18 protein-coding genes and 1 rRNA gene are annotated in these 21,469 nt (G+C 57.3%); 8 read left to right on the plus strand and 11 right to left on the minus strand.

What is annotated here, in order from left to right:
• Positions 1-7 precede the first annotated feature (7 nt).
• The 5 genes from ABIK48_05075 to guaA are packed head-to-tail and all read left to right on the plus strand — an operon-like array spanning position 8 to position 6,295.
• Positions 8-736: a lysophospholipid acyltransferase family protein gene (locus tag ABIK48_05075; protein ID MEO0021529.1), complete on the plus strand. Its 729-nt coding sequence runs from the start codon at positions 8-10 to the stop codon at positions 734-736.
• 16 nt (positions 737-752) lie between these two features.
• Positions 753-1,793, plus strand: coding sequence for a hypothetical protein (locus ABIK48_05080; GenBank protein MEO0021530.1), 1,041 nt, complete (start codon positions 753-755; stop codon positions 1,791-1,793).
• A 34-nt stretch (positions 1,794-1,827) separates the two neighbouring features.
• Entirely contained in the window at positions 1,828-4,326 is a 2,499-nt protein-coding gene (leuS, locus tag ABIK48_05085) for a leucine--tRNA ligase (protein MEO0021531.1), read from the plus strand.
• A 21-nt stretch (positions 4,327-4,347) separates the two neighbouring features.
• Positions 4,348-4,767: a hypothetical protein gene (locus ABIK48_05090; protein MEO0021532.1), complete on the plus strand. Its 420-nt coding sequence runs from the start codon at positions 4,348-4,350 to the stop codon at positions 4,765-4,767.
• A 1-nt stretch (position 4,768) separates the two neighbouring features.
• Complete coding sequence (guaA, locus tag ABIK48_05095; protein ID MEO0021533.1) at positions 4,769-6,295, plus strand: glutamine-hydrolyzing GMP synthase; 1,527 nt, start codon at positions 4,769-4,771, stop codon at positions 6,293-6,295.
• 2 nt (positions 6,296-6,297) lie between these two features.
• Here guaA and ABIK48_05100 read toward each other — a convergent pair whose 3' ends face one another.
• The 7 genes from ABIK48_05100 to ABIK48_05130 form a co-directional block, all read right to left on the minus strand.
• Positions 6,298-6,930, minus strand: a complete 633-nt coding sequence (locus ABIK48_05100) for a hypothetical protein (protein ID MEO0021534.1) — start codon at positions 6,928-6,930, stop codon at positions 6,298-6,300.
• Positions 6,878-7,456, minus strand: coding sequence for a hypothetical protein (locus ABIK48_05105; protein MEO0021535.1), 579 nt, complete (start codon positions 7,454-7,456; stop codon positions 6,878-6,880). Before ABIK48_05105 ends, ABIK48_05100 begins: the two co-directional genes overlap by 53 nt.
• A gap of 273 nt (positions 7,457-7,729) precedes the next feature.
• Positions 7,730-9,937 (minus strand): PAS domain S-box protein, encoded by a 2,208-nt coding sequence (locus tag ABIK48_05110; GenBank protein ID MEO0021536.1) that lies wholly within the window; start codon positions 9,935-9,937, stop codon positions 7,730-7,732.
• A gap of 83 nt (positions 9,938-10,020) precedes the next feature.
• Entirely contained in the window at positions 10,021-11,391 is a 1,371-nt protein-coding gene (locus tag ABIK48_05115) for a V-type ATP synthase subunit B (protein MEO0021537.1), read from the minus strand.
• Positions 11,388-13,178: a V-type ATP synthase subunit A gene (locus ABIK48_05120; GenBank protein ID MEO0021538.1), complete on the minus strand. Its 1,791-nt coding sequence runs from the start codon at positions 13,176-13,178 to the stop codon at positions 11,388-11,390. Before ABIK48_05120 ends, ABIK48_05115 begins: the two co-directional genes overlap by 4 nt.
• Positions 13,171-13,545 carry a V-type ATP synthase subunit F gene (locus tag ABIK48_05125; protein MEO0021539.1) on the minus strand — a complete coding sequence of 125 codons (375 nt, stop codon included), beginning with the start codon at positions 13,543-13,545 and terminating at the stop codon, positions 13,171-13,173. Before ABIK48_05125 ends, ABIK48_05120 begins: the two co-directional genes overlap by 8 nt.
• Positions 13,535-14,551 carry a V-type ATPase subunit gene (locus ABIK48_05130; GenBank protein ID MEO0021540.1) on the minus strand — a complete coding sequence of 339 codons (1,017 nt, stop codon included), beginning with the start codon at positions 14,549-14,551 and terminating at the stop codon, positions 13,535-13,537. The genes ABIK48_05125 and ABIK48_05130 overlap by 11 nt, the downstream gene beginning before the upstream one ends.
• Before the next feature lie 117 nt (positions 14,552-14,668).
• On the opposite strand from ABIK48_05130, the gene ABIK48_05135 reads away from it, so the two are divergent.
• Genes ABIK48_05135 through rsmG form a run of 3 tightly spaced genes read left to right on the plus strand, consistent with a single transcriptional unit; the run spans position 14,669 to position 17,212 of the window.
• Positions 14,669-15,568 carry a PorV/PorQ family protein gene (locus tag ABIK48_05135; protein ID MEO0021541.1) on the plus strand — a complete coding sequence of 300 codons (900 nt, stop codon included), beginning with the start codon at positions 14,669-14,671 and terminating at the stop codon, positions 15,566-15,568.
• Between the two features lie 7 nt (positions 15,569-15,575).
• Positions 15,576-16,535, plus strand: coding sequence for an HD domain-containing protein (locus ABIK48_05140; GenBank protein ID MEO0021542.1), 960 nt, complete (start codon positions 15,576-15,578; stop codon positions 16,533-16,535).
• Entirely contained in the window at positions 16,532-17,212 is a 681-nt protein-coding gene (gene rsmG, locus ABIK48_05145) for a 16S rRNA (guanine(527)-N(7))-methyltransferase RsmG (GenBank protein ID MEO0021543.1), read from the plus strand. Before ABIK48_05140 ends, rsmG begins: the two co-directional genes overlap by 4 nt.
• A gap of 118 nt (positions 17,213-17,330) precedes the next feature.
• Here rsmG and ABIK48_05150 read toward each other — a convergent pair.
• The 4 genes from ABIK48_05150 to groES form a co-directional block, all read right to left on the minus strand.
• Positions 17,331-18,866, minus strand: a 16S ribosomal RNA gene (locus tag ABIK48_05150).
• Positions 18,867-19,067: 201 nt separating this feature from the next.
• A complete protein-coding gene (locus tag ABIK48_05155; GenBank protein ID MEO0021544.1) occupies positions 19,068-19,340 on the minus strand; it encodes a zinc ribbon domain-containing protein in 273 nt (90 codons plus the stop codon).
• Between the two features lie 71 nt (positions 19,341-19,411).
• Positions 19,412-21,055 (minus strand): chaperonin GroEL, encoded by a 1,644-nt coding sequence (gene groL, locus ABIK48_05160; protein ID MEO0021545.1) that lies wholly within the window; start codon positions 21,053-21,055, stop codon positions 19,412-19,414.
• 12 nt (positions 21,056-21,067) lie between these two features.
• Positions 21,068-21,364, minus strand: a complete 297-nt coding sequence (groES, locus tag ABIK48_05165) for a co-chaperone GroES (protein ID MEO0021546.1) — start codon at positions 21,362-21,364, stop codon at positions 21,068-21,070.
• Positions 21,365-21,469: the final 105 nt, after the last annotated feature.

Here is a 21,469-nt window from a genome sequence, read left to right on the forward strand (position 1 = left end):
GGCAGTTATGGAGTTGAGTCGCTGGCTGTGGTTCAGAATTAAAGATCTGCTGCTGAAAATTTACGGGCTTCTGATCCGGGTGCAGGTCCTGGGCCGGGACAAGATTGCTTTGCCGATGCGCAGCGGGCTGATTGTGGCGGCAAATCATCTGACCGGTGCCGACTCAATTGTGATTCAGATCGGATTGAGAACAAGGATCTTTTTTCTCGCCTGGGCAAGGTGGTTCCGGTCCCGGTTTGTCGGATTCTGGATGCGGAATCTGTGTGACACCATGCCGGTGAATAAGGGCGGCGGTGAGGATAATGTGGCAAGTCTGCGCCGGAGTATTCAGCTGCTGAAGCAGGGGAAGACAATCGGCATCTATCCCGAGGGGGAGCTGAATCGGCAGGGACGGATTGAGAAGGTCTATAACGGAACTGCCTGGCTGGCGGTGCGCGCCGGTGTTCCGGTCCTGCCCGTTTATGTAAGTGGGTTGAAGAAGGGGCCGGTTCCCTATTCCAAACCGTGGCTGAATGAAGCCTGGGAGGGGTTTTTTTCGGTAGTCGGGAATCTGCTGAACCGGAATATCATTCTGGCGGTTGGCGAGCCGATATTTCCCCGGTGCCACGGAAGAGTGAGCGATGCGGAGCTGAAGCGCGAGATTGAGCGGATCAACCGGCTGATGCTGGATCAGTTTCGGGAGCTGGAGAGAAAGTATAACCGCCAGTGGCTGGAGGTTGACCACCGCCGAAATTGAATTAAAATTGATGGTTATGCCGGCAGAAGTTTTAAGCGAAATCAGACAGGGCCGGGTGCGGCCGGTTTATATTTTTCTCGGCGCGGATCTGACAGCAAGTGATGAGGTAATTGAGGAGCTTAAAAAGAGGGTGCTGGCTCCCGGGCTGGAGGCTTTTGATTATGAGAGTGTGAATGCCGGCGAGCTGGGCCGGTCCGAGGGGCTGGCGCTGCCGGTGTTTTTGCAGCGGTTGCATCAGCCGCCGGTTGCCGCCCGGCGCCGGCTGGTGGTGGTCCGGCATCTGGAGCTGTTAGGAAGCAGATTGCTTGAAGAGTTCTGTACCGGGTTAAAGGTGGTGCCGGATTCCGTAACGGTGGTCGTAATCGGCAGCGGGGAGCAGAGTAAAGTCCGGGAGCTGCAACGGATGTTCCGAGAGGCCGGTTTGGCGCAGTGGGTGATTGCTGCGGAAGGGGCACACGCCGATGCGCTCCTGATACAGGTTCAGCGCTGGGCAAGGGGGTTGGGGCTGGAACTGGGTCGGGAGGCAAGTATGATGCTGGTTGCGATTGCCGGAGAGGATCCGGTGCTGCTGAAGGGTGAGCTTGAGAAGCTGAAAACCGCCCTCAATCCTGCCGGAGAACCGGGGCGTCAGGTAAGGGTTACGGTTGACTGTATCCGCCAGTATGCCAGTTCCACCCGGGTGTTTGAATTGCGGGATTATGTCTGGCAGTGTCTGGATCGGCGCCCCGCAGCGGCGCTGAGCACCTTGCGCCGGCTGGAGGCGCTGGGTGAGGAGCCGAAGAAGATAATCGGCTGGCTGGCACCGGCGCTGCTTGATCTGCTGGCGGTGAAACGGGGGGAAATGGCACCGACACGCCTCTGGCGGTGCCCCCGAAATGCGCCGCACAAGTGGCAGCTGGAGGAGATCGACCGGGCGCTGGAGGAGCTTTTCCGGGTGGATCTCGGTCTGCTGCTTGGGAACCGGGAGGTTTTTGCCATGCTGGATCTGTGGACGGTGCGGTGCTGCGGTTCGCGGGTAAAACAGACCGGGGGCGGTGTGGTTGGAAGATCCCGGTGATGAGAATATGAAAAATTTTGTTTTCAGGAGGTGAATGGTCATGAGCGATTATCCGGTACGGGAGATTGAAAGGCGCTGGCAGCTGTTCTGGGAGGAGAAAGGGGTTTTCAAGACCAGCTCCGACCCGAAAAACAAGTATTATGTCCTGGTGATGTTTCTTTATCCCTCCGGCGATATGCATATGGGTCATGCGCGAAATTATACGATCGGCGACTGTATCTGCCGGCTGCGGAAGATGCAGGGTTATGATGTACTGCATCCGTTCGGCTGGGATGCCTTCGGACTGCCGGCAGAGAATGCGGCAATTGAACACAACATTCCGCCGTGGGTGTGGACCTTTGATTCGATCAATCTGTGCAAGCGGAATCTGAAGCTTCTGGGAATCGGGTATGACTGGGACCGGGAGGTGACAACCTGTCTGCCCGAGTATTACCGCTGGAATCAGTGGCTGTTTATCCGGTTTTATGAGCGGGGGCTGGCATACCGGAAAGAGGCTTATGTCAACTGGTGCCCGCGCTGTCAGACTGTTCTGGCAAATGAGCAGGTGGTTGAGGGGCGGTGTTACCGTTCAAGCTGTGCGACTCCGATCGAGAAGAAGAAGCTGACCCAGTGGTTTTTCCGGATTACGCAGTACGCCGAGGAGTTGCTGAAGGGTATTGACGAGCTTACCGGCTGGCCGGAGAGTGTGCGGACGATGCAGCGGAACTGGATCGGCCGGTCCGAAGGGGTGGAGGTTGATTTTGAGCTGGAAGACGGGACGAAGGTTCCGGTTTTTACCACCAGACCCGATACGCTTTACGGAGTTACTTTCCTGGCGCTGGCACCAGATGCACCGCTGGCGGAGACGATTGCCAAGGGGACAGCGCAGGAAGGAGCGGTGCGGGAGTTTTGTGAGCGGGTGCTATTGGAGCCGGAGTTTGTCCGTATCGCCGCGGACCGGCAGAAGGAGGGGGTTTTTACCGGCAGGTATGCCGTTAATCCGCTGACCCGGGAAAGGGTGCCGGTATACATTGCCGATTTTGTGCTGGCAGGTTATGGAACCGGAATGGTGATGGCGGTGCCGGCACATGATCAGCGGGATTTTGAGTTTGCCCGTAAATACGGGCTGCCAATCAGGGTGGTGATTGAGCCCAAGGGAGAAAGGCTGGACCCGGCGCGTATGACCGCCGCCTATACCGAGCCGGGCGTGATGGTGAATTCCGGGCAGTTTGACGGGCTCTGGTCTGAGGAGGGAATTGAGCGGGTGATTGAGTATCTGGAGCGGCACGGGCTGGGCCGGCGGAAGGTGCAGTACCGGCTCAAAGACTGGCTCATTTCCCGGCAGCGTTACTGGGGGACGCCGATTCCGATGATTCACTGTGAGCATTGCGGGATCGTGCCGGTGCCGGATGAGCAGTTGCCGGTGCTGCTGCCACCGGAGGTGAAGGATTACAAGCCTAAGGGAAAGTCGGTGCTTGCCGGAGTGGAGGAGTTTATCAATACCACCTGTCCGAAATGCGGTGGCCCGGCGCAGCGCGATCCGGATACGATGGACACCTTTGTTGATTCCTCCTGGTACCACCTGCGCTACACCGATCCCCGTAACGACCGGCTGCCGTTTGCCCGGGAGAAGGCAGACAAGTGGCTGCCGATTGATGAGTATATCGGCGGGATTGAGCATGCCTGCGGCCATCTGATTTTCTTCCGCTTCTTTACCCGGGTGCTGGCAGATATGGGGATGCTCTCGGTGCGGGAGCCGTGCCGGGTGCTGAGGACGCAGGGGATGGTTTCACTTGAGGGCAAAACGATGTCCTCCTCGAAAAAGCACGGGGTGTGGGTCGGTCCCTTCGTTGAGGAGCATGGTGCCGACTGTGCCCGGCTGGCGGTGCTTTTTGCCGCACCACCGGAAAAGCCGATGGAGTGGACGAACGAACTGGTAACCGGGGTGAAGCGGTTTCTTGCCCGGGTTTGGCGGTTGTATGAGGAGTGCCGGGAGTCGGGTGTTTTTGATCCGGCGGCAATTCCCGAGAGGCTCGAACCGGCGGAGTTTTCTGATGAGGAGCGGGAGCTGTATATCTATCTCAATCAGACCCATCAGAAGGTGCTTAAGGATGCAGAGGCGTTTCAGTTTAATACCGCAATCAGTGCGCTGATGGAGTTTCTCAACCGGCTCTACAGTTTTTCAGAGCGCCGGTCGCCGGTTTTCGGCTTTGCCCTGAAGCGGTTTATCTATCTGCTGGCGCCATTTGCGCCCCACCTTGCCGAGGAGCTGTGGCACTGGTTCCATCCGGACCGGGGTTCAATTTTCAATGAGCGGATACCGGCATATGACGAGCAATTTCTGGTATTTGATACCATTGAGATACCGGTTCAGATTAACGGGAAGCTGCGGGCAAGGGTTATGGTGAAGCGGGGAAGCTCAGAGGCTGAGGTGCGGTCAGCAGTGTTTGCCAGTCCGGCGGTTATGAATTACATTCAGGGGGATGAGGTGGACCGGTTCATCTATGTGCCGGACCGGCTGGTGAATATCGTAGTGAAGAGGCGGTCGGGATAGTCGTTATAGAAGGAGGTAATGATGAGAGGGATATTTCTGGTGCTGGTGCTGCTCGGCGGAGTACTGCTGGGCTATCTGATATTTTACTTTGCTCAGGCACGGCGCCAGCAGGTTGATGTCCTGCCCGATTTTGAGGCGGGAACCGATTCGATCCGGGCCTATATCACTCGGATTGAGGAGCTGGAAAGGCAGGCAAAAGGGGTCCGCAGCCGGATTGCCAGCGCACCTTTAACTGAACGGATAATCCGGGAGCGGGAGCTGGCGGTGCTTGAGGATAAAATCCGGGAGCTGAAGCTGGCAGTGGAACAGTGGCGCCAGGCAAGGACCAAAAAGAGTGCCAATGATCTTTACCGCAAGTGTATCATGATTTACGGTCGGGCAAGCGGGATCTGCGAACTTCTGGTTTCTGATACTCTCCCCGAACCAAGACCGGTGAAGTAGTTTGGACCGGATTTTAATCCTTGACTTCGGCTCGCAGTATACCCAGCTGATCTGCCGGCGGGTCCGCGAGCTCGGGGTCTACGCCGAAATTGTATCCTTCAATGTTGCCCCTTCAGAAATTTTATCAAGGGGTGCACGCGGGCTTATTCTTTCCGGCGGTCCGGCAAGCGTCAGCGATCACCGGGCACCCAAGCCGGATCCGGGAATTTTTCGTCTGGGGGTCCCGATCCTGGGGATCTGCTACGGGATGCAGGTGACCGCCCAGCTGCTTGGCGGCAGAATCGGGTCCGAGCTGCGGGAATACGGACCCAGCCGGTTTGTCCGGAGCCGGCGGTCACCGCTCTTTGATGGTTTGCCCGCCAGTTTTCCGGTCTGGATGAGTCATGGTGATTCAGTGCGCCGGCTGCCCGCTGGTTTCGCAGCGCTGGGCGATACCAGCTCGGGCGCTGTGGCAGCGATGGCGGACGAAAGCCGGCAGATTTACGGGGTGCAGTTTCATCCCGAAGTTGAGCATACACCGCTGGGGAAAGATATCCTGGCGAATTTTCTGTTCAAAATCTGCGGGTGCCGGCGCAGCTGGACGATGAAAAACTTTATTGAGGAGCAGAGTGCATTAATCCGCCAGCAGGTGGGCCGGGAGCGGGTGCTGTGTGCGGTTTCGGGCGGAGTGGATTCAACGGTAATGGCGGTTCTGCTCTATCGTGTGCTCGGCCGCCGGCTGATTGCGGTGTTTGTGGACACGGGGTTGTTGCGCCTTGGAGAGGCGGAGGCGGTGCCCAGAATGCTTAAAAAGTTTCTGCCGGTGCGCGTGTTTGATGCCCGGAGGCAATTTCTGAGCAGTCTGGAGGGTGTCGTTGCTCCGGAACGGAAGCGCCGGATCATTGGCCGGGAATTCATCCGGGTTTTTGAAGCGGTGGCAGAAGAGGTGGGTGGAATCCGGTTTCTGGCTCAGGGGACGCTGTATCCGGATTTGATTGAATCCCGCTCCGCCCGGGGCGGTCCGTCAGCCACGATCAAGACCCATCACAATGTCGGTGGTCTGCCCGCAGACCTCAGGTTTGAACTGATTGAACCGCTCAAGGAGCTGTTCAAGGATGAGGTGCGGAAGCTGGGGCAGGCGCTGGGGATTCCCGGTTCCATTCTCAACCGTCATCCCTTTCCCGGTCCGGGTCTGGCGGTGCGGATCATTGGCAGGATTACTCCGGAGCGGCTGGAAATGGTACGCCAGGCGGATCATATTTTCATCAGCGAGCTGAAGAGATCCGGCTGGTATCATCGGGTCTGGCAGGCGCTGGCGGTACTGCTGCCGGTGCGGTCGGTCGGAGTGATGGGTGATGAGCGGACCTATGAGCATGTGGTGGCACTGCGGGCAGTGACCTCAACCGACGCCATGACCGCCGACTGGGCACGATTGCCTGAGGAGCTGCTTGCCCGGATCGCCCGGCGGATCACTAATGAGGTCCGCGGTGTTAACCGGGTTGTTTATGATATTTCATCCAAACCGCCGGCAACAATTGAATGGGAATGATGCTATTCGTCCGGCAGGGCGCGGATTGAGTCAATATATGCCTGAGTCAGTCCGGTGGAGTCGGTAACCATCCAGACCGCCCGCTGGACCATGCCCAGGTTTTCGCTGATCCGCTTGTGCCGGACCATTTCCGCCAGCTGCCGCAGTTCCGGATTATCAGTCAGGGGACCGAGGGTGAAGGTATCGCTTTCTGCCGGAATGAGCCGGCGTCGGTTACAGCAGAAGACCCCGAGTACGACGGTGGTGTTATTGGTGCTGAAGGTGACCGGATGGTCCTTAAGCATAATCATGTGCTGAGTGGAGTTCCTGCTGGAGGTAAAGAGCAGACCTCCGGGCAGAGTGTCAGACGCATAGGCAGAGTTGTTCGCCCGGGCAACAAGTGCCAGCGAGTAGAGTCCATTAGGACTGAAATGATGCCGGTCACCAGCGATGGCGATGAGTGTAATTCCGGGATTGAGGCTGAAGGGACTGCCGGTGGGTTCAAAGTCGGTCGGGATCAGGAGTTCGTCGCAGGCAGTAAACAGCAGGATGAGAGCGAGAATCAGCCGGCGGGATGCAGCGGCGGTTGCGGACATGTTTCGGTCAGGGGAGGTTTTGAAGCTTAACCCGGGTTGAGTCGGTAAGCCCTTCGCCATCGGTGATTTCAAACAACGCCTCCTGTGCCAGCTCTACCGCCTCTTCGTAATCAAGGTGCTTGTCTTTCAGGAGTTCAAAAAGCTCATTCAGCTCCCGCTCCCAGACCTGAATCGCAATTTCATAAAAGGATTCATCATCCGGTTCGTCTAGGTTTTCGTTCGCACAATAGGTCGGTAAAAGAACGGTTGTGTCCTGCTCCGGCGGCACCGAGAAGGAAAACTGCTGTAAAAGCATCATATACTGATACTCCGGGCTGTTGGGCGAAAAAACCAGACCTGCCGGCATGATAACCGGGATGCGCCGGGTGGTGTTATTAAGCACCGAAAGCTCAAGGGGCAGAAACGAACTCGGGATCTCCGAGTCGGCACCGGTAATATACCGGAGCTCAAGTCCGGCAGGCAGTTCGTAGGGTTTGCCGCCGATCGGCTCAAATGCACCCCGTTCCCATTGACGTTCGGGCAGACGGTCGCAGACACCGGCAAGGGAGGTTAAAAGCACCAGGAAAACCAGCAGGTGGCGGTTCACAGTAAATAAATAGCCGGTTACAGTCAAAAGTCAAGCAGCGAGCTGTTTGAGCCGGCAAAGTTCTGATTTCCCCAATAAATTAGAGTCATACGAAGTGCCAGATTTCACATTTTTACACCGGCTCACAATGGCCGTTTTTGGCAAGTTAGAGCTACGCCGAAAGTTATGAAATGATGCCGGTTTGAACTGTCCGCAACCGGGGTGGCAGTTCCCGGCAGGGTATCGGTTTCTGCTGGCGAATGATCTTTAAGATACTGGCGGCTTGCGGGGCAGTTACCCTGGTCCTTTGTCAGCTGGGGTCACAAAGCCAAGGACAATCAGCTGTTCATTGATGCGATAGGTGGTGACTTTGATCTGCAGGCGGCGAATCGTGCCATCCCGCATCAGCCCGTCAAACTGATACTCATTGGGTGCCGGTTTGCCCTCCTTCCGCGCCTGGAGATATCCGGTAATCCGTTCCCGCTCCGATTCGGCAACCAGCTCCACTACCGGTTTGCCGATCACCTCATTGAGCTCATAGCCGAACAGCTCGGCAAATCTCGGATTGGCGTAAACAATTCTGCCCTCATGCTCGGCAGCGATGCCATGGGGTGAGTATTCCAGGATTGCCCGGGTGTGCGAGAGCATCTCCTGGACCTGACGGCTGAGTTTTTCCCGTTCGCTTAAATCCTGAGCGACCACCATGATTGCCGGCTGCCCCTGCCAAGTGAGGGGTGCGTTCCGAACCTCAACTAAAATGTAACTGCCATCACGGCGTCTGAGCCTTTCCCTGACCGGCGGGTTGCTCGTTCCCTTTTCGAGGGCGGTGCGGATCCGTTTGACCGCAAGCGGCCAGTCGTCGGGATGGACAAATTCAACTACGCTCATACCGAGCAGTTCTGCCGGTTCATCGTAGCCGAGCATGCGGGCACCGGTGCGGTTGATCATGACGATTCTGCCCTGCTGGTGGACTGCAATTGTTATCGGAGCGATGTCAATCAGGGTCTGATAGTTATTCAGGCTTTCCTTGAGCTGGCGCTCAATTATCCGGTAATCGGTAACATCATGGGCCAGACCTACAGTGCCCAGCAGCTCGCCGTCCAGCCCGCGCAGCGGTTCCACCAGGGCGAGATAATATTGTTCGCCCTGGATAAATTCAAACTGCACCGATTCCCCTTGGAGCGCCCGCTCAAGCAGGTTGTCGATATCCGGCCGGTTGCCGAAAATGGCGGTCACCCGGCTGCCGACAAAAGTTCCCGGTTGAGTTGTCAGGCTGTGGATACCGGAACCGATTGCCGAGGTGCATGTGAGTCTGGTGTCGGTCGTCCAGATCAGCGCCGGAACCTGGTTGAGCAGAAGCCGGAGCCGGGCTTCATTCTCCCGGAGTTCCAACAGCGCCTGCTTTTCTTCGGTGATATCACGAGCGATCGTAAGGATCAGCGTTTCGTCCTCAAGCTCCACCAGGGCGTTGCTCAAAAGCAGCCAGAGCGGCCGGCCGTCCCGGCGCCGGGTGTAGATTTCCGCCTGAAACTGCCGCTTATCCAGAATGGCGGTGCGCATCTGGGGCAGAATTACCGCAACATCGGCAGGGACAATGTCACGCAGGCGTCTGCCGGTAATTTCAGATTCCGGCAGTCGGAACAGGCGGGGGGCGGCACGGTTGATCCGGATGACGGTGCCATCCATCTTTTCCAGAAATATGGCGGCGGATTCGGCGTCAAAAAGTTTTTCCACCAGCAGTGCGTGCTTTCTGACTTCCGCCCGCAGCTCAAGTTCCGCGGTAACATCACGGCAGAGCGCGTAGATCAGCTGCTCAGTCGGGGAGGGCAGCAGTTCCGCCTTCACCTGTAAGGTCCTCTCCCTTCCCTGGTGATCCAGAATATGCAGGGTGATTTCACCGCTGCCTTTGCGTAATAACCGGCGCCCGAAGCGGGCGAGGGTAAGGCGCTCTTCGGGATGGATAAACCGGTCTACGGGTTGATTGAGCAGCTGTTCCATGTTCAGGCCGGTGATGGCGGCGGCCGCGGCGTTTGCCTCCTGAATCTGGCCGCGGGTGGAGAGAACAACGATGGCATCCTTTGACAGCCGTAAGACCGCCTGGTACTTTCTTTCCACCTGCAGTGCCTTCTCAGTCGGCTGCCAGAATGGTGTCACATCCCGGCCGATGCAGACGATACCGGCCGGAGTGCCTGATTCATCCAGTCCGACGGTAGCAAAGAAATAAAGACTCATACTGATGCCGTCCTTTCGGATGAATTCAAAGCCATTCGCAAAATCCCGACCCGCCAGAACCGTTTTAACATTCAGGCCCGAATCCGGGAACAGACCGCTCCAGGGCATGCCCAGCAGTTCCTCCCTGCTCAACCCCAGTGTCCGGTGTGTCTCCTCATTAACCTCAACAATTCTGCCCGCGAGGTCCAGCGTGATGATAATATCACCGGGCTGGATACTGATGTTTTTAAAGATCAGTCCCCGGGATCTTTTTTTCTTCCGTTCGGGCATCAACCAAGACTCCCGTTCAAATAGTATGCTGACCGGTGGTTTTGTCAATAAAAGTTAGTCGGGGAATTCAGGCAGTGTGCCGGTTACTCCGGGTAGTACTTTTCCAGCAGTGCCGGCCGGACCCGTTTGAGTTCTGACTTCGGGAACGCCGACAGAAGCTCCCAGCCGAGATTCAGTGTCGTCTCAATTGAGCGGTCTTCATACTCCCCCTGGGCGATATAGCGCCGTTCGAAAGTCCGGGCAAATTCGATATACCTCCGGTCCATCTCGGTCAGCGCTGCTTCGCCCAGAATTACCTGCAGCTCCTCCGCTTCCTTGCCCCGGGCATAGCAGGCGTAGAGCTGATTGAACAGATCCGCATGATCCTCACGCGTCTTGCCGGCGCCGATTCCCTTATCCTTCAGCCGGGAGAGGGAAGGCAGGACATCGATGGGCGGTGCGATGTTCTTCAGATGCATTGCCCGGGAAAGGATAATCTGTCCCTCAGTGATATAACCGGTTAAATCGGGGATGGGATGGGTCTTGTCATCTTCGGGCATGGTGAGAATCGGGATCATCGTAATTGAACCGCTCCGGCCCTTGATCCGGCCGCAGCGCTCATAAATTGATGCCAGATCGGTGTAAAGATAACCCGGATACCCCCGTCGGCCCGGCACCTCCTTCCGGGCGGCAGAAATTTCCCGCAGCGCCTCACAGTAATTGGTCATATCAGTGAGAATTACCAGAACATGCATTCCCAGCTCAAATGCCAGATACTCGGCGCAGGTGAGAGCGGTCCGGGGTGTGGCGATCCGTTCGATTGCCGGTTCATCGGCGAGATTCAGAAACAGTACGGTTCTGGATAATGCACCGGAGCGGGTAAAGTCATCAATGAAGAACTGCGCCTCCTCAAAGGTGATGCCCATTGCTGCAAATACAACTGCAAACTTTTCCTCTTTCCCCAGTACTTTTGCCTGACGGGCGATCTGGGCTGCCAGCCGGTTATGGGGCAGACCGGTGCCGGAGAAAATCGGCAGTTTCTGACCGCGGACGAGGGTATTCAGTCCGTCGATCGCCGAGATACCGGTTTGAATAAATTCATTCGGGTACTCGCGGGCGCAGGGGTTAATTGGTGCGCCGTTGATATCGAGCCGCTGTTTCGGAATGATCGGTGGCCCACCATCGCGCGGCGCACCCAAGCCGTCAAAAACCCGTCCCAGCATTTCCTCGGAAACCGCCAGTTCAATACCCCGGCCCAGAAACCGCACCCCAGCCTTCGGCACATCAATTCCTCTTGTTCCCTCAAATACCTGCACCAGCGCCCGGTCGCGGTTCACCTCCAGAACCTGGCCGCGGCGTCTTTCCCCTGATGGCAGTCTGATTTCCACCAGCTCGGCATACTTCACCCCGCTTACGCCTTCAACAACGAGCAGTGGTCCGGAAACCGAACTCACACTCCGGTACTCTTTAATCATACCGCCCCCCTTAGCTCGGCTTCGAGCTCAGCTTCAATTTCTTTAAAGCGGGTCTCCAGCTCCGATTCTTCCAGAAACTTCATCCGGGCGATTTTCTCCCGGACCGGCAGCCTTTCAACCCGGTTAATGTCATCGCCCCGTTCCAGTGCCTGCCGGGCACCGTGATAAAACCGGAGGATCATTTCCAGGATCAGCGCCTGTTTTTTCAGGGAACTGAAACTGTCTACCGGATCAAACGCATTCTGATGGAGAAAATCTTCCCGGATTGACCGGGCGGCCTCAAGAATCAGTCGTTCGTTTCCGCCCAGCGTATCCTTGCCCACCAGTCGCACCACCTCCTCCAGTTCTGCCTCCCGCTGCAATAGTGCGAGTGCCTCGCGGCAGTTCGCTCCATACCCCGCACCCGCCAGCCGGTCCATTACCGGAGCAAGTGATTCCGCATACAGCGAATAGGAGCGGAGCCAGGAAATTGCCGGGAAATGGCGGGCAAACGCCAGCTTATCCTCCAGCGACCAGAAAACCTTTACCACCCGCAGCGTTGCTTGGACAACCGGGTCATTAAGATCGCCACCCGGCGGCGAGACCGAGCCGATAACGGTCAGGCTCCCCTCCTGCTCCTTGCCCTGATACCGTCCGAGACAGCGGACCCGTCCTGCCCGCTCATAAAATTCGGCGATCCGTCCTGCCAGATATGCCGGATAACCCTCTTCGCCCGGCATCTCCTCCAGCCGGCCTGAGATCTCGCGCATTGCCTCTGCCCAGCGGGAGGTTGAGTCTGCCTGCAGCGCCACTGCATAGCCCATATCCCGGAAATACTCGCCAATCGTGACCGCAGTATAAACCGAAGCCTCCCGCGCCGCTACCGGCATATTGGAAGTATTGGCGATCAGAACCGTCCGTTTCATAAGCGGTTCTCCGCTTCTCGGGTCTTCAAGTTTGGGAAACTCAAGGAGAACATCAGTCATCTCATTTCCCCGTTCGCCGCAGCCGACAAAAATGACCACATCCGCATCCGCCCACTTCGCCAGCTGATGCTGAATCACGGTCTTGCCGGAACCGAACGGTCCGGGCACACATGCAGTACCACCCTTTGCCACCGGAAAGAAACTGTCAATCACCCGCTGTCCGGTTAAGAGGGGCATATTCGGTGCCAGCCGTTCCTTTACCGGTCTGGGGACCCGCACCGGCCAGCGCTGCATCATGGTCAGATTAACTGTCCGGTCCCGTGTCCGCAGGACCGCTACCGTATCGCTGATTTTCCACTCCCCTTCCCGGATTTCTATCAGTTCTCCGCCCACACCCGGCGGCACCATGATGCGATGTCTGATCAGAGTGGTTTCCTCAACTTCGCCGATCACATCCCCCGGCTCAACTTCAGAGCCGGCTTTTACAACCGGCTTGAAATACCATTTCCGGTCCCGGTTCAAACCCGGGACCTCCACACCCCGGCTGATAAAATCACCGGCAACGCTCCGCACGACATCGAGAGGTCGCTGCACGCCGTCATAGATGCTTTCGATCAGCCCCGGACCCAGTTCCACCGAGAGCGGTTCATGACTCGGGAAAACCGGCTCGCCCGGTCCGATACCCGCAGTCTCTTCATAAACCTGAATCGCCGCTTCATCACCGGCGAGCCCGATTATTTCTCCCAGCAGTCTCTGCTCCGAAACCCGTACCATGTCAAACATCTTTGAGCCCGCCATGCCCTTTGCGACCACCAGCGGTCCTGATACCTTGACGATCGTCCCGACTTCCGACTGCGTCCGCTTTTCCTGATTTTCACTCATACCTTTCCTCCTTCGGAATGTCTCCCCCGGCTCTGCCGGTTCGGTCCTTGTCCGGACCGAGCAGATTGGCGCCCACCGCCCGGGTGACTGCTCGAACCAGGGGATCGAACTCATCCTTCAATCCCGAAAATGGCAGTGCCACGATGCACGGCAGGGCATCCTGCGAAAACCTTTTAACCACATCCTTGAGTGCGCCTGCCAGATTATCGGTATAGAAAATCACCTGATAACCGGCCCGGATCAGCTCTTCCACCCTGCTGCGCGCATCCCCCTCCTGCACCGCAAAAACATCCACGCCTACCGCTCCCATTCCCATTACCACATCCTCCGGACCCACGACTGCGATCCGGGAAATTTCAGTCGGCATAAACAACCAGCTCCTCAGCCACGGTGGCGGGTAATCCTGTTACCTTCGCACCGTAAATCAGACGGAGATTCGTAATTTCATTCTCCCAGAGCCGGTAGAAACGGAATACCGGTTCATACCCCAGTGCCACATAGCGCGCTCGATTTACAAATTCCACCAGGAGACGCCGGGCTCTCTGTTCCACGAGGGCAAACCACCCGCGGTTGATCTTCACCTCCAGCCCTCGCTGGACCAGCTCCTCAAAAACCGTTCCCCTGAACCGCCGTGTCCAAACCTCATCTTCAGCGCCGACCAGTGCCGCCAGTTCTGCCAATGCCAGACCGCCTCCCCCTACCAGAAGAGAGGGCGGGGTTTCCGGCACCTCCGGCATCAACCGCAACCGCAGTAGTATCTTCAGGTTAAGCAGGTCCGCCGCCAGCCGGTAATAATGCCAGGCAAAATCCCGCTGCTGGCAGCAGTCCAGTGCCAGCTCAATTTCTTGCTGGTCAAGATAGAGATCAACAAATCCCGGATTCCCATTATGTTCTGCCCGCTCCAGTGCGGTGCGTCCGTGGGTCGCAAGCCAGCTTTTCAACCGCCGCGGCAGCTCCAGGCGGGTAAATAACTCCGGTGGGGTAATTTGTGTTTCGTCTGCTCCCAGCTGTCGCTTCAGGCTCACCTTGATGCGCAGGACCGCTACCGGCAGGATCAGAACCGTCCGCAGCCACTCCTCCGGGACATATTCGAGGGTGAACTGCAGAGCCGCCTCCTCTGCCCGGGAAAAGATCTGAGCCGGGTTGTTCAGCCCGTTTCGGTCGATGAATTCGGCATAACGGGTTTCGGAAAGTTCCCGGAGGAAATCCTGGGCGGTGGGAACTGATAGCAGCCGTTTATAGAAGCTGCGGTCAAAAAAGAGCGGCTCGCGTGCCTTCATCCTGCCGATGCCGAATGAATAGGCAGCGTTCTCGCTCCAGCGGAACGTGCTGATCGGGTATCTGCGTGCGATTGAATCCGAAGACAGACTCACAAGATTATAAATATAAACCACTATAAATGTGAGTCAATAACAGTAAGCCTTTCCTGCCAGCCTCTCCACGGTCGGGCTTAACTTGACATCAGCGGTGATCCGGTTTAACCTTTAATGATGGGTATTTTCATCATGCTCGGGTTGATCAGCGCGTCCCCGGCAACGGGAACGGCAACCTTTGATTTTCTGCTCATTCCGCCGACCGCCCGGGAAGCGGTCATCGGCAGTTTCAATCCGGCAGCAGGAAGCGGTGCGTTTGCATTTTATTACAATCCGGCGCAAATCTTGGTCAGCACTGCGCCGGAGGCGCAGTTCAGCTACATGAACTATCCGGCAGGGGTGAATGCGGGTTCGGCTGCCTACCGCCAGCTCGTTGCCCCGGGGCGCGGTTTTGGTGCCGGTTTCTATTACCTGAACTCCGGGACGATGAAGCGGACCAATGAGCAGGGAGAGGAGCTGGGTACATTCGGGGTGTCGTTTGCCAGCCTGAAGATTGCCGGGGCGCAGACCGTTGCGGACCGAATTGATTTCGGGCTGTCTCTGAACGGGCTCTACGGCAGTATTGATACCTTCTTCAGTGTCGGGGTTGCGGGCGATGCCGGGGCGGTGTACCATCTCCCGGATTACCATCTGTCAATCGGTGCCGGGGTCAGTAACCTCGGACTCCAGATCAAGCCCTTCGGTGACTACCGGGATCCGCTCCCGCTGGATCTTGCGCTCGGTGCGGTCTGGCAGCCGGTGCCGGCACTCAGCCTCGGGTTCGGCGTTCATAAATCAAGAGCTGACCGCTTCCGCTTCGGCGGCGGGGTGGAAGGCTGGGCAGGCAGTTACATTGTTCTGCGTGCCGGCTACGATTCCCGCGGCAGTGACTGGAATGACGGTACGCTCGGCGGACTGCTTGCCGGCTTTGGTGCCGGGCTCGGTATCCGTTATGACCGCTATCAGATTGACTATTCCTTCTTGCCGATGGGGGTCCTCGGTTTTTCGCACCGGCTGAGCCTCGGGTTCAGCCTGTAAATCTCCGATGAAGCGTCAGTTTGTCAAGGATCTGAAACCGGGGACGCTGGTTAACGATGTGTTCTGGTGCTCACGCCGGGACATCAAGGACCGCCGTGATGGCGGGCAGTTTCTGACCTTTGAAATCCGGGACCGGACCGGTGCCATGTCAGCAATCATGTGGGATAAGATTGAGGACGGAATTACCTACATCGCCGAGGGCAGTTTCTGCCATGTTCAGGGCCGGGTCGGCGACTACCAGGGGAAACTGCAGCTGACGGTCAGTGCGGTCTATCCGGTGGAGCCGGTTCAGGTGTCCAAGGCGGATTTCATCCCGGTGTCCAGGTTCAACCCCGCTGAGCTGATGAGCGAACTCAAGGGTTATATCGCCCGAATTCAGAACCCCTGGCTCCAGCAGCTGCTTAAGGCATTCTTTGATGATGCCCGTTTTGCTGAACAGTTTGTTCAGGCACCGGCAGCGGTCCGGGTGCACCATGCCTGGCTCGGCGGACTTCTGGAGCATACGGTGATGATGTGCCGGCTGGCGGTCCAGCTGCCTGAGGTCTATCCGGAAATTGACCGGGATTTGCTCCTCACCGGCTGCATCCTGCACGACATCGGGAAGGTCCGTGAATATACCGCCGGGCAGGCGATTGAACATACCGACGAGGGCAAGCTCCTCGGGCATATTGTGCTCGGTTATCAGCTGGTGGCGGACAAAATCCGCACGATTGCGGGCTTTCCGTCCGAGCTGGAAAAGCAGGTTCTGCATATCATTCTTGCCCATCACGGCGAGCATGAATTCGGGGCGCCCAAGACGCCAAAGTTTCCCGAAGCCTTTCTCGTCTTCTTTCTGGACTATCTGGATTCCCGGCTGGCGATCTTCCGCTCGGCAATTGAAAAAAATTCCGGGGTGCGGTGGACTGAATTCAACGACTACCTCGAAACTGATATTTACATCGGCGAGCCGCCGGACAAGGTTCAGTGACATCTGCCCCCGCGCCGGAATCACCGCTTCTCCGGCTGCCTGATTATCAGACCTTTGCTCCTGCCTGCCGGCAGCTGGGGGTGAGCCTCAACCGGGAACAGTTCAGCCTGCTGGTCCGTTATCAGGCAGAACTCACAGCGGAAAATGAAAAGATCAACCTGATTTCCCGCAGAGACACCAGCCGGATCTTCAGCTATCACATCATTGACTCCCTGGCGGTTTCCCGGTTCATCCCCGAGGCTCGGGTCTGCGCCGATATCGGCACCGGTGCCGGACTGCCCGGAGTACCGCTGGCGATAGTCCGGCAGGACCTGACCGTTTTGCTGATCGAATCGGTGCAGAAGAAGTGCCGGTTTCTCGTGCAGGTGACCGCCGGGCTGGAACTCAAAAATATCCGGCTGTTCTGTGCCCGTGCTGAGAGCCTGCCACCGCTGGACTGCGATGTGATTTTAAGCCGGCTGACCGGCGAGTTGAAGCTGACCCTGCGTCATTCGGTCCGCCATCTCAAGCCCGGGGGAATTATGATTCTTTACAAATCGGCGGGCTGGGAGGCGGAACTGAAAAGAAACGCCCGGCTCCTCGAGCGACTGAAGCTGAAGCTCGACCGGGTTGAGACGGTGCGTCTTCCTTTTACCGGTATTGAGCGGCAGCTGGTGTTCCTGGTGCGCCCGGCATAAGGCGATTCAGAAACCCCAATAAAAAAAGATGAAGGCCCCACCCCGCGGCCTTCACTTTTCAAAGATCGGTACCGGATGTAACATCAATAAGCGTGCCCGGGTTGTGCGAAACTCGTAGAAAGGAGGTGATCCAGCCGCACGTTCCCGTACGGCTACCTTGTTACGACTTCGCCCCAGTCACCAGCCCTACCTTGGGCCCTCGTAAAGAGGGACTTCAGGTATTGCCGGCTCCCATGGCGTGACGGGCGGTGTGTACAAGACCCGGGAACGTATTCACCGCAGCATGCTGATCTGCGATTACTAGCGATTCCATCTTCATGCAGGCGAGTTGCAGCCTGCAATCCGAACCATGGCCGCTTTTATGGGATTAGCTCCGCCTCGCGACGTCGCAACCCATTGTAACGGCCACTGTAGGACGTGTGTAGCCCTGGGCATAAAGGCCATGCTGACTTGACGTCATCCCCACCTTCCTCCTCCTTAACGGAGGCAGTCCCCTTAGAGTGCACCCTCGCGGGTTGGCAACTAAGGGCAGGGGTTGCGCTCGTTGTGGGACTTAACCATACACCTCACGGCACGAGCTGACGACAGCCATGCAGCACCTGTGCCGGCTCCCGAGAAAATCCCGGGTCGCTTCCCTTTCGGGTCACTACCACCGGCATGTCAAACCCAGGTAAGGTTCTTCGCGTAGCATCGAATTAAACCACATCCTCCACCGCTTGTGCGGGTCCCCGTCAATTCCTTTGAGTTTCAACCTTGCGGCCGTAGTCCCCAGGTGGCACACTTAGCGCGTTAGCTGCGGCACGCCCGAAACCGGGCACGCCCAGTGTGCATCGTTTACGGCTAGGACTACCAGGGTATCTAATCCTGTTTGCTCCCCTAGCTTTCGTGTTTCAGCGTCAGGAACGTTCCAGGAGCCTGCCTTCGCCATCGGCGTTCCTTCCGATATCCACGCATTTTACCGCTACACCGGAAGTTCCGGCTCCCTCTCCCGTCCTCAAGGCTGGTAGTTTCGACAGCAGTTCCTCCGTTGAGCGGAGGGCTTTCACCATCGACACGCCAGCCCGCCTACACACCCTTTACACCCAGTGAATCCGGACAGCGCTTGCCCCCTACGTATTACCGCGGCTGCTGGCACGTAGTTAGCCGGGGCTTCCTCTGGGGGTACCGTCACCCCTTGTTGTCAAGGGGCTTCGTTCCCCCTGACAGGAGTTTACATCCCGAAGGACTTCATCCTCCACGCGGTGTCGCTGGGTCAGGCTTTCGCCCATTGCCCAAATTTCTAGACTGCTGCCTCCCGTAGGAGTGGGGACCGTGTCGCAGTTCCCCTGTGGCTGGTCACGCTCTCACGCCAGCTACCCGTCTCAGCCATGGTGGGCTTTTACCCCGCCATCAAGCTGATAGGCCAAGGGCCCGTCCCAGGGCGGCACCTTGCGGCACCTTTCCTGTCAGGAAGATGCCTTCCCGACAGAATATGGAGAATTAGCCCGCCTTTCGGCGGGTTATGCTCCTCCCCGGGGATGGTTACCCTTGTATTACTCACCCGTTCGCCGCTAAGCACAGCACGGTATTGCTACCACACTGTGCCCCGCTCGACTTGCATGTCTAAGACACACCGCCAGCGCTAGTCCTGGGCCAGGATCAAACCCTTCAAGCGAAAAGCTTGTCAGGAATTGATTGGCACAACCCGAGCACGCTTGGGTTACATCCGAATTATCAAAGAACGATATCTCTGTAACTATATTATAATTGCCCGAAACCCTTTGTCAAGCAGGATTTTAATCCGATTTCTGGAATTCTATCTTTCAATGAATTCATAACTTACAAATTTCTTGCGGTAAATTTTCTCAACCAGAGTTTATGGGGTCTGATTTTCCTTTTTCCCCTCTTTTCTGGCAGAACCTTCTGAACCCGATTTTTCTCCGCCCTTATCCGCACCGGACTTGCGGGCGTAATCGGTAATGTAGAAGCCTGAGCCCTTGAAGATCAGGCCCGAGCCGCCGGAGATCAGCCGTTCCACTTTGCCGTTTTTCCCGCACTTGGGGCATTTCTTCACCGGCGGTTCGGTGATGCGCTGAAACTGGCTGAAGCGGTGTCCGCAGCGCTTGCAGTGATATTCGTAGGTTGGCATATCAGGCGCTTCCTTTCACCTTCTTAAAGACCGGAGCGCCCGCAGCGGGGCGCTCCGGTCCGGAGGTGTGATTAATACTCACCGCCGTAGCCGCCCGGAGTCGGCGGGGTCTTTTCCTTTTCCGGCAGTTCGGTAATCGCGCACTCGGTGGTGATCATCAGTCCGGCAACGCTCGCCGCATTCTGGAGCGCAACCCGGGTGACCTTGGTCGGGTCGATGATGCCCATCTCGAACATGTCGCCGTATTCCAGGGTCTCGCAGTTGAAGCCGAAACTGCCCTTCTCCTCCTTGACGCGGTTGAACACGATCGAGCCGTCAACTCCGGCATTCTGGGCGAGCTGACGGATCGGCTCCTCCAGCGCCCGCTTGACGATGTTGACGCCAATCTGCTCATCACCCTCAACCTTCAGCTTCTCCAGCGCCGGGATGCAGCGCACCAGTGCCACGCCACCGCCCGGGACCACACCCTCTTCCACCGCCGCCCGGGTGGCGTGCAGGGCGTCCTCAACCAGCGCCTTCTTATTCTTCATCTCCACCTCGGTTGCGGCACCGACATTGATCACCGCCACACCGCCGGCAAGCTTCGCCAGCCGTTCCTGCAGTTTCTCCCGGTCGTAGTCGGACTTGGTCTCCTCAATCTGCTTGCGGATCTGCTCAATCCGTGCCTGAATGTCCGCCTTCTTGCCCGCACCCTCAACGATGGTGGTATTCTCCTTGTCGATCACCACCCGCTTGGCGATGCCGAGATCGGAAATCTGGACATTCTCCAGCTTGATACCCAGGTCCTCGGAGATCAGTCTGCCACCGGTGAGGATGGCGATATCCTCCATCATCGCCCGGCGCCGGTCACCGTAGCCCGGTGCCTTGACCGCACAGCAGCGGAGCGTGCCCTTGATGTGGTTGACCACCAGGCCGGCGAGCGCCTCACCCTCAACCTCTTCCGCAATCACCAGGATCGGCTTGCCGCGCTGGGCGACCTTCTCCAGGATTGGCAGCAGGTCGCGCATTGAGGAGATCTTCTTCTCATAGAGCAGGACAAAGGCATCCTCAAGGATCGCCTCCATCTTCTGGTTCTGGGGTGAGGTGGTGCCCGGTTCAAGCGCAAAGTAGGGCGAGAGGTAGCCGCGGTCAAACTGCATACCCTCAACGACCTCAAGCGTGGTCTCAACCGACTTTGCCTCCTCAACCGTGATCACGCCCTCCTTGCCCACCTTCTCCATCGCATCGGCGATCAGCTTGCCGATCTCCTTGTCATTGTTGGCGGAGATGGTGGCAACCTGCTCGATCTCCTCGCGGCCTGCGGTCTTCTTGGAGATGCGCTTGAGTTCGGCAACCGCCGCTTCCACCGCCTTGTCAATGCCCCGCTTCAGTGCCATCGCATTGGCACCGGCGGTAACATTCTTCAGTCCCTCGCGATAGATCGCCTCGGCAAGAACCGTGGCGGTGGTGGTGCCGTCACCGGCAATATCTGAGGTCTTGGACGCCACCTCCTTGATCATCTGGGCGCCCATGTTTTCAAACTTGTCCTCAAGCTCAATCTCCTTGGCGACGGTAACGCCGTCCTTGGTCACGGTCGGCGCACCCCACTTCTTGTCAATCAGGACATTGTGGCCGCGCGGACCAAGGGTCACCTTGACCGCATGGGCAAGCTGTTCCGCACCGCGCAGAATCGCCCTTCGGGCATCCTCTTCAAATTTCAACTGCTTTGCTGGCATTTTCGCTCCTCCTTATTTGTTTTCCTTCTCAATGATCGCCAGGACATCGTCCTCGCGCATGATCAGATACTCCTCATCACCGATCCGGATCTCGTTCCCGGAATACTTGCCGAACAGGATGTAGTCACCCTTCTTCACCTCCATCGGAATCCGGTTGCCCTTGTCGTCGATTCGGCCCGGTCCGACCGCAATCACCTTACCCTGCTGGGGTTTCTCCTTGGCGGTATCCGGGATGATAATCCCGCCCTTCTTTACTTCCTCTTCAACCCGTTCTACGAGGATTCGATCCTGTAATGGTTTAATCTTCATCACTCCTCCTTTTTAGAATTTGCACCTGATATTGTAAATTATGCCTTTTCAAACACCTCGCACTCCCATCCCGACCCCCTACTTTTCATTAGACAGCAGAGAAAT

This window comes from candidate division WOR-3 bacterium (assembly GCA_039801085.1).
Taxonomy (GTDB): Bacteria; Hydrothermota; Tepidihabitantia; order Tepidihabitantales; family Tepidihabitantaceae; genus JAOABP01.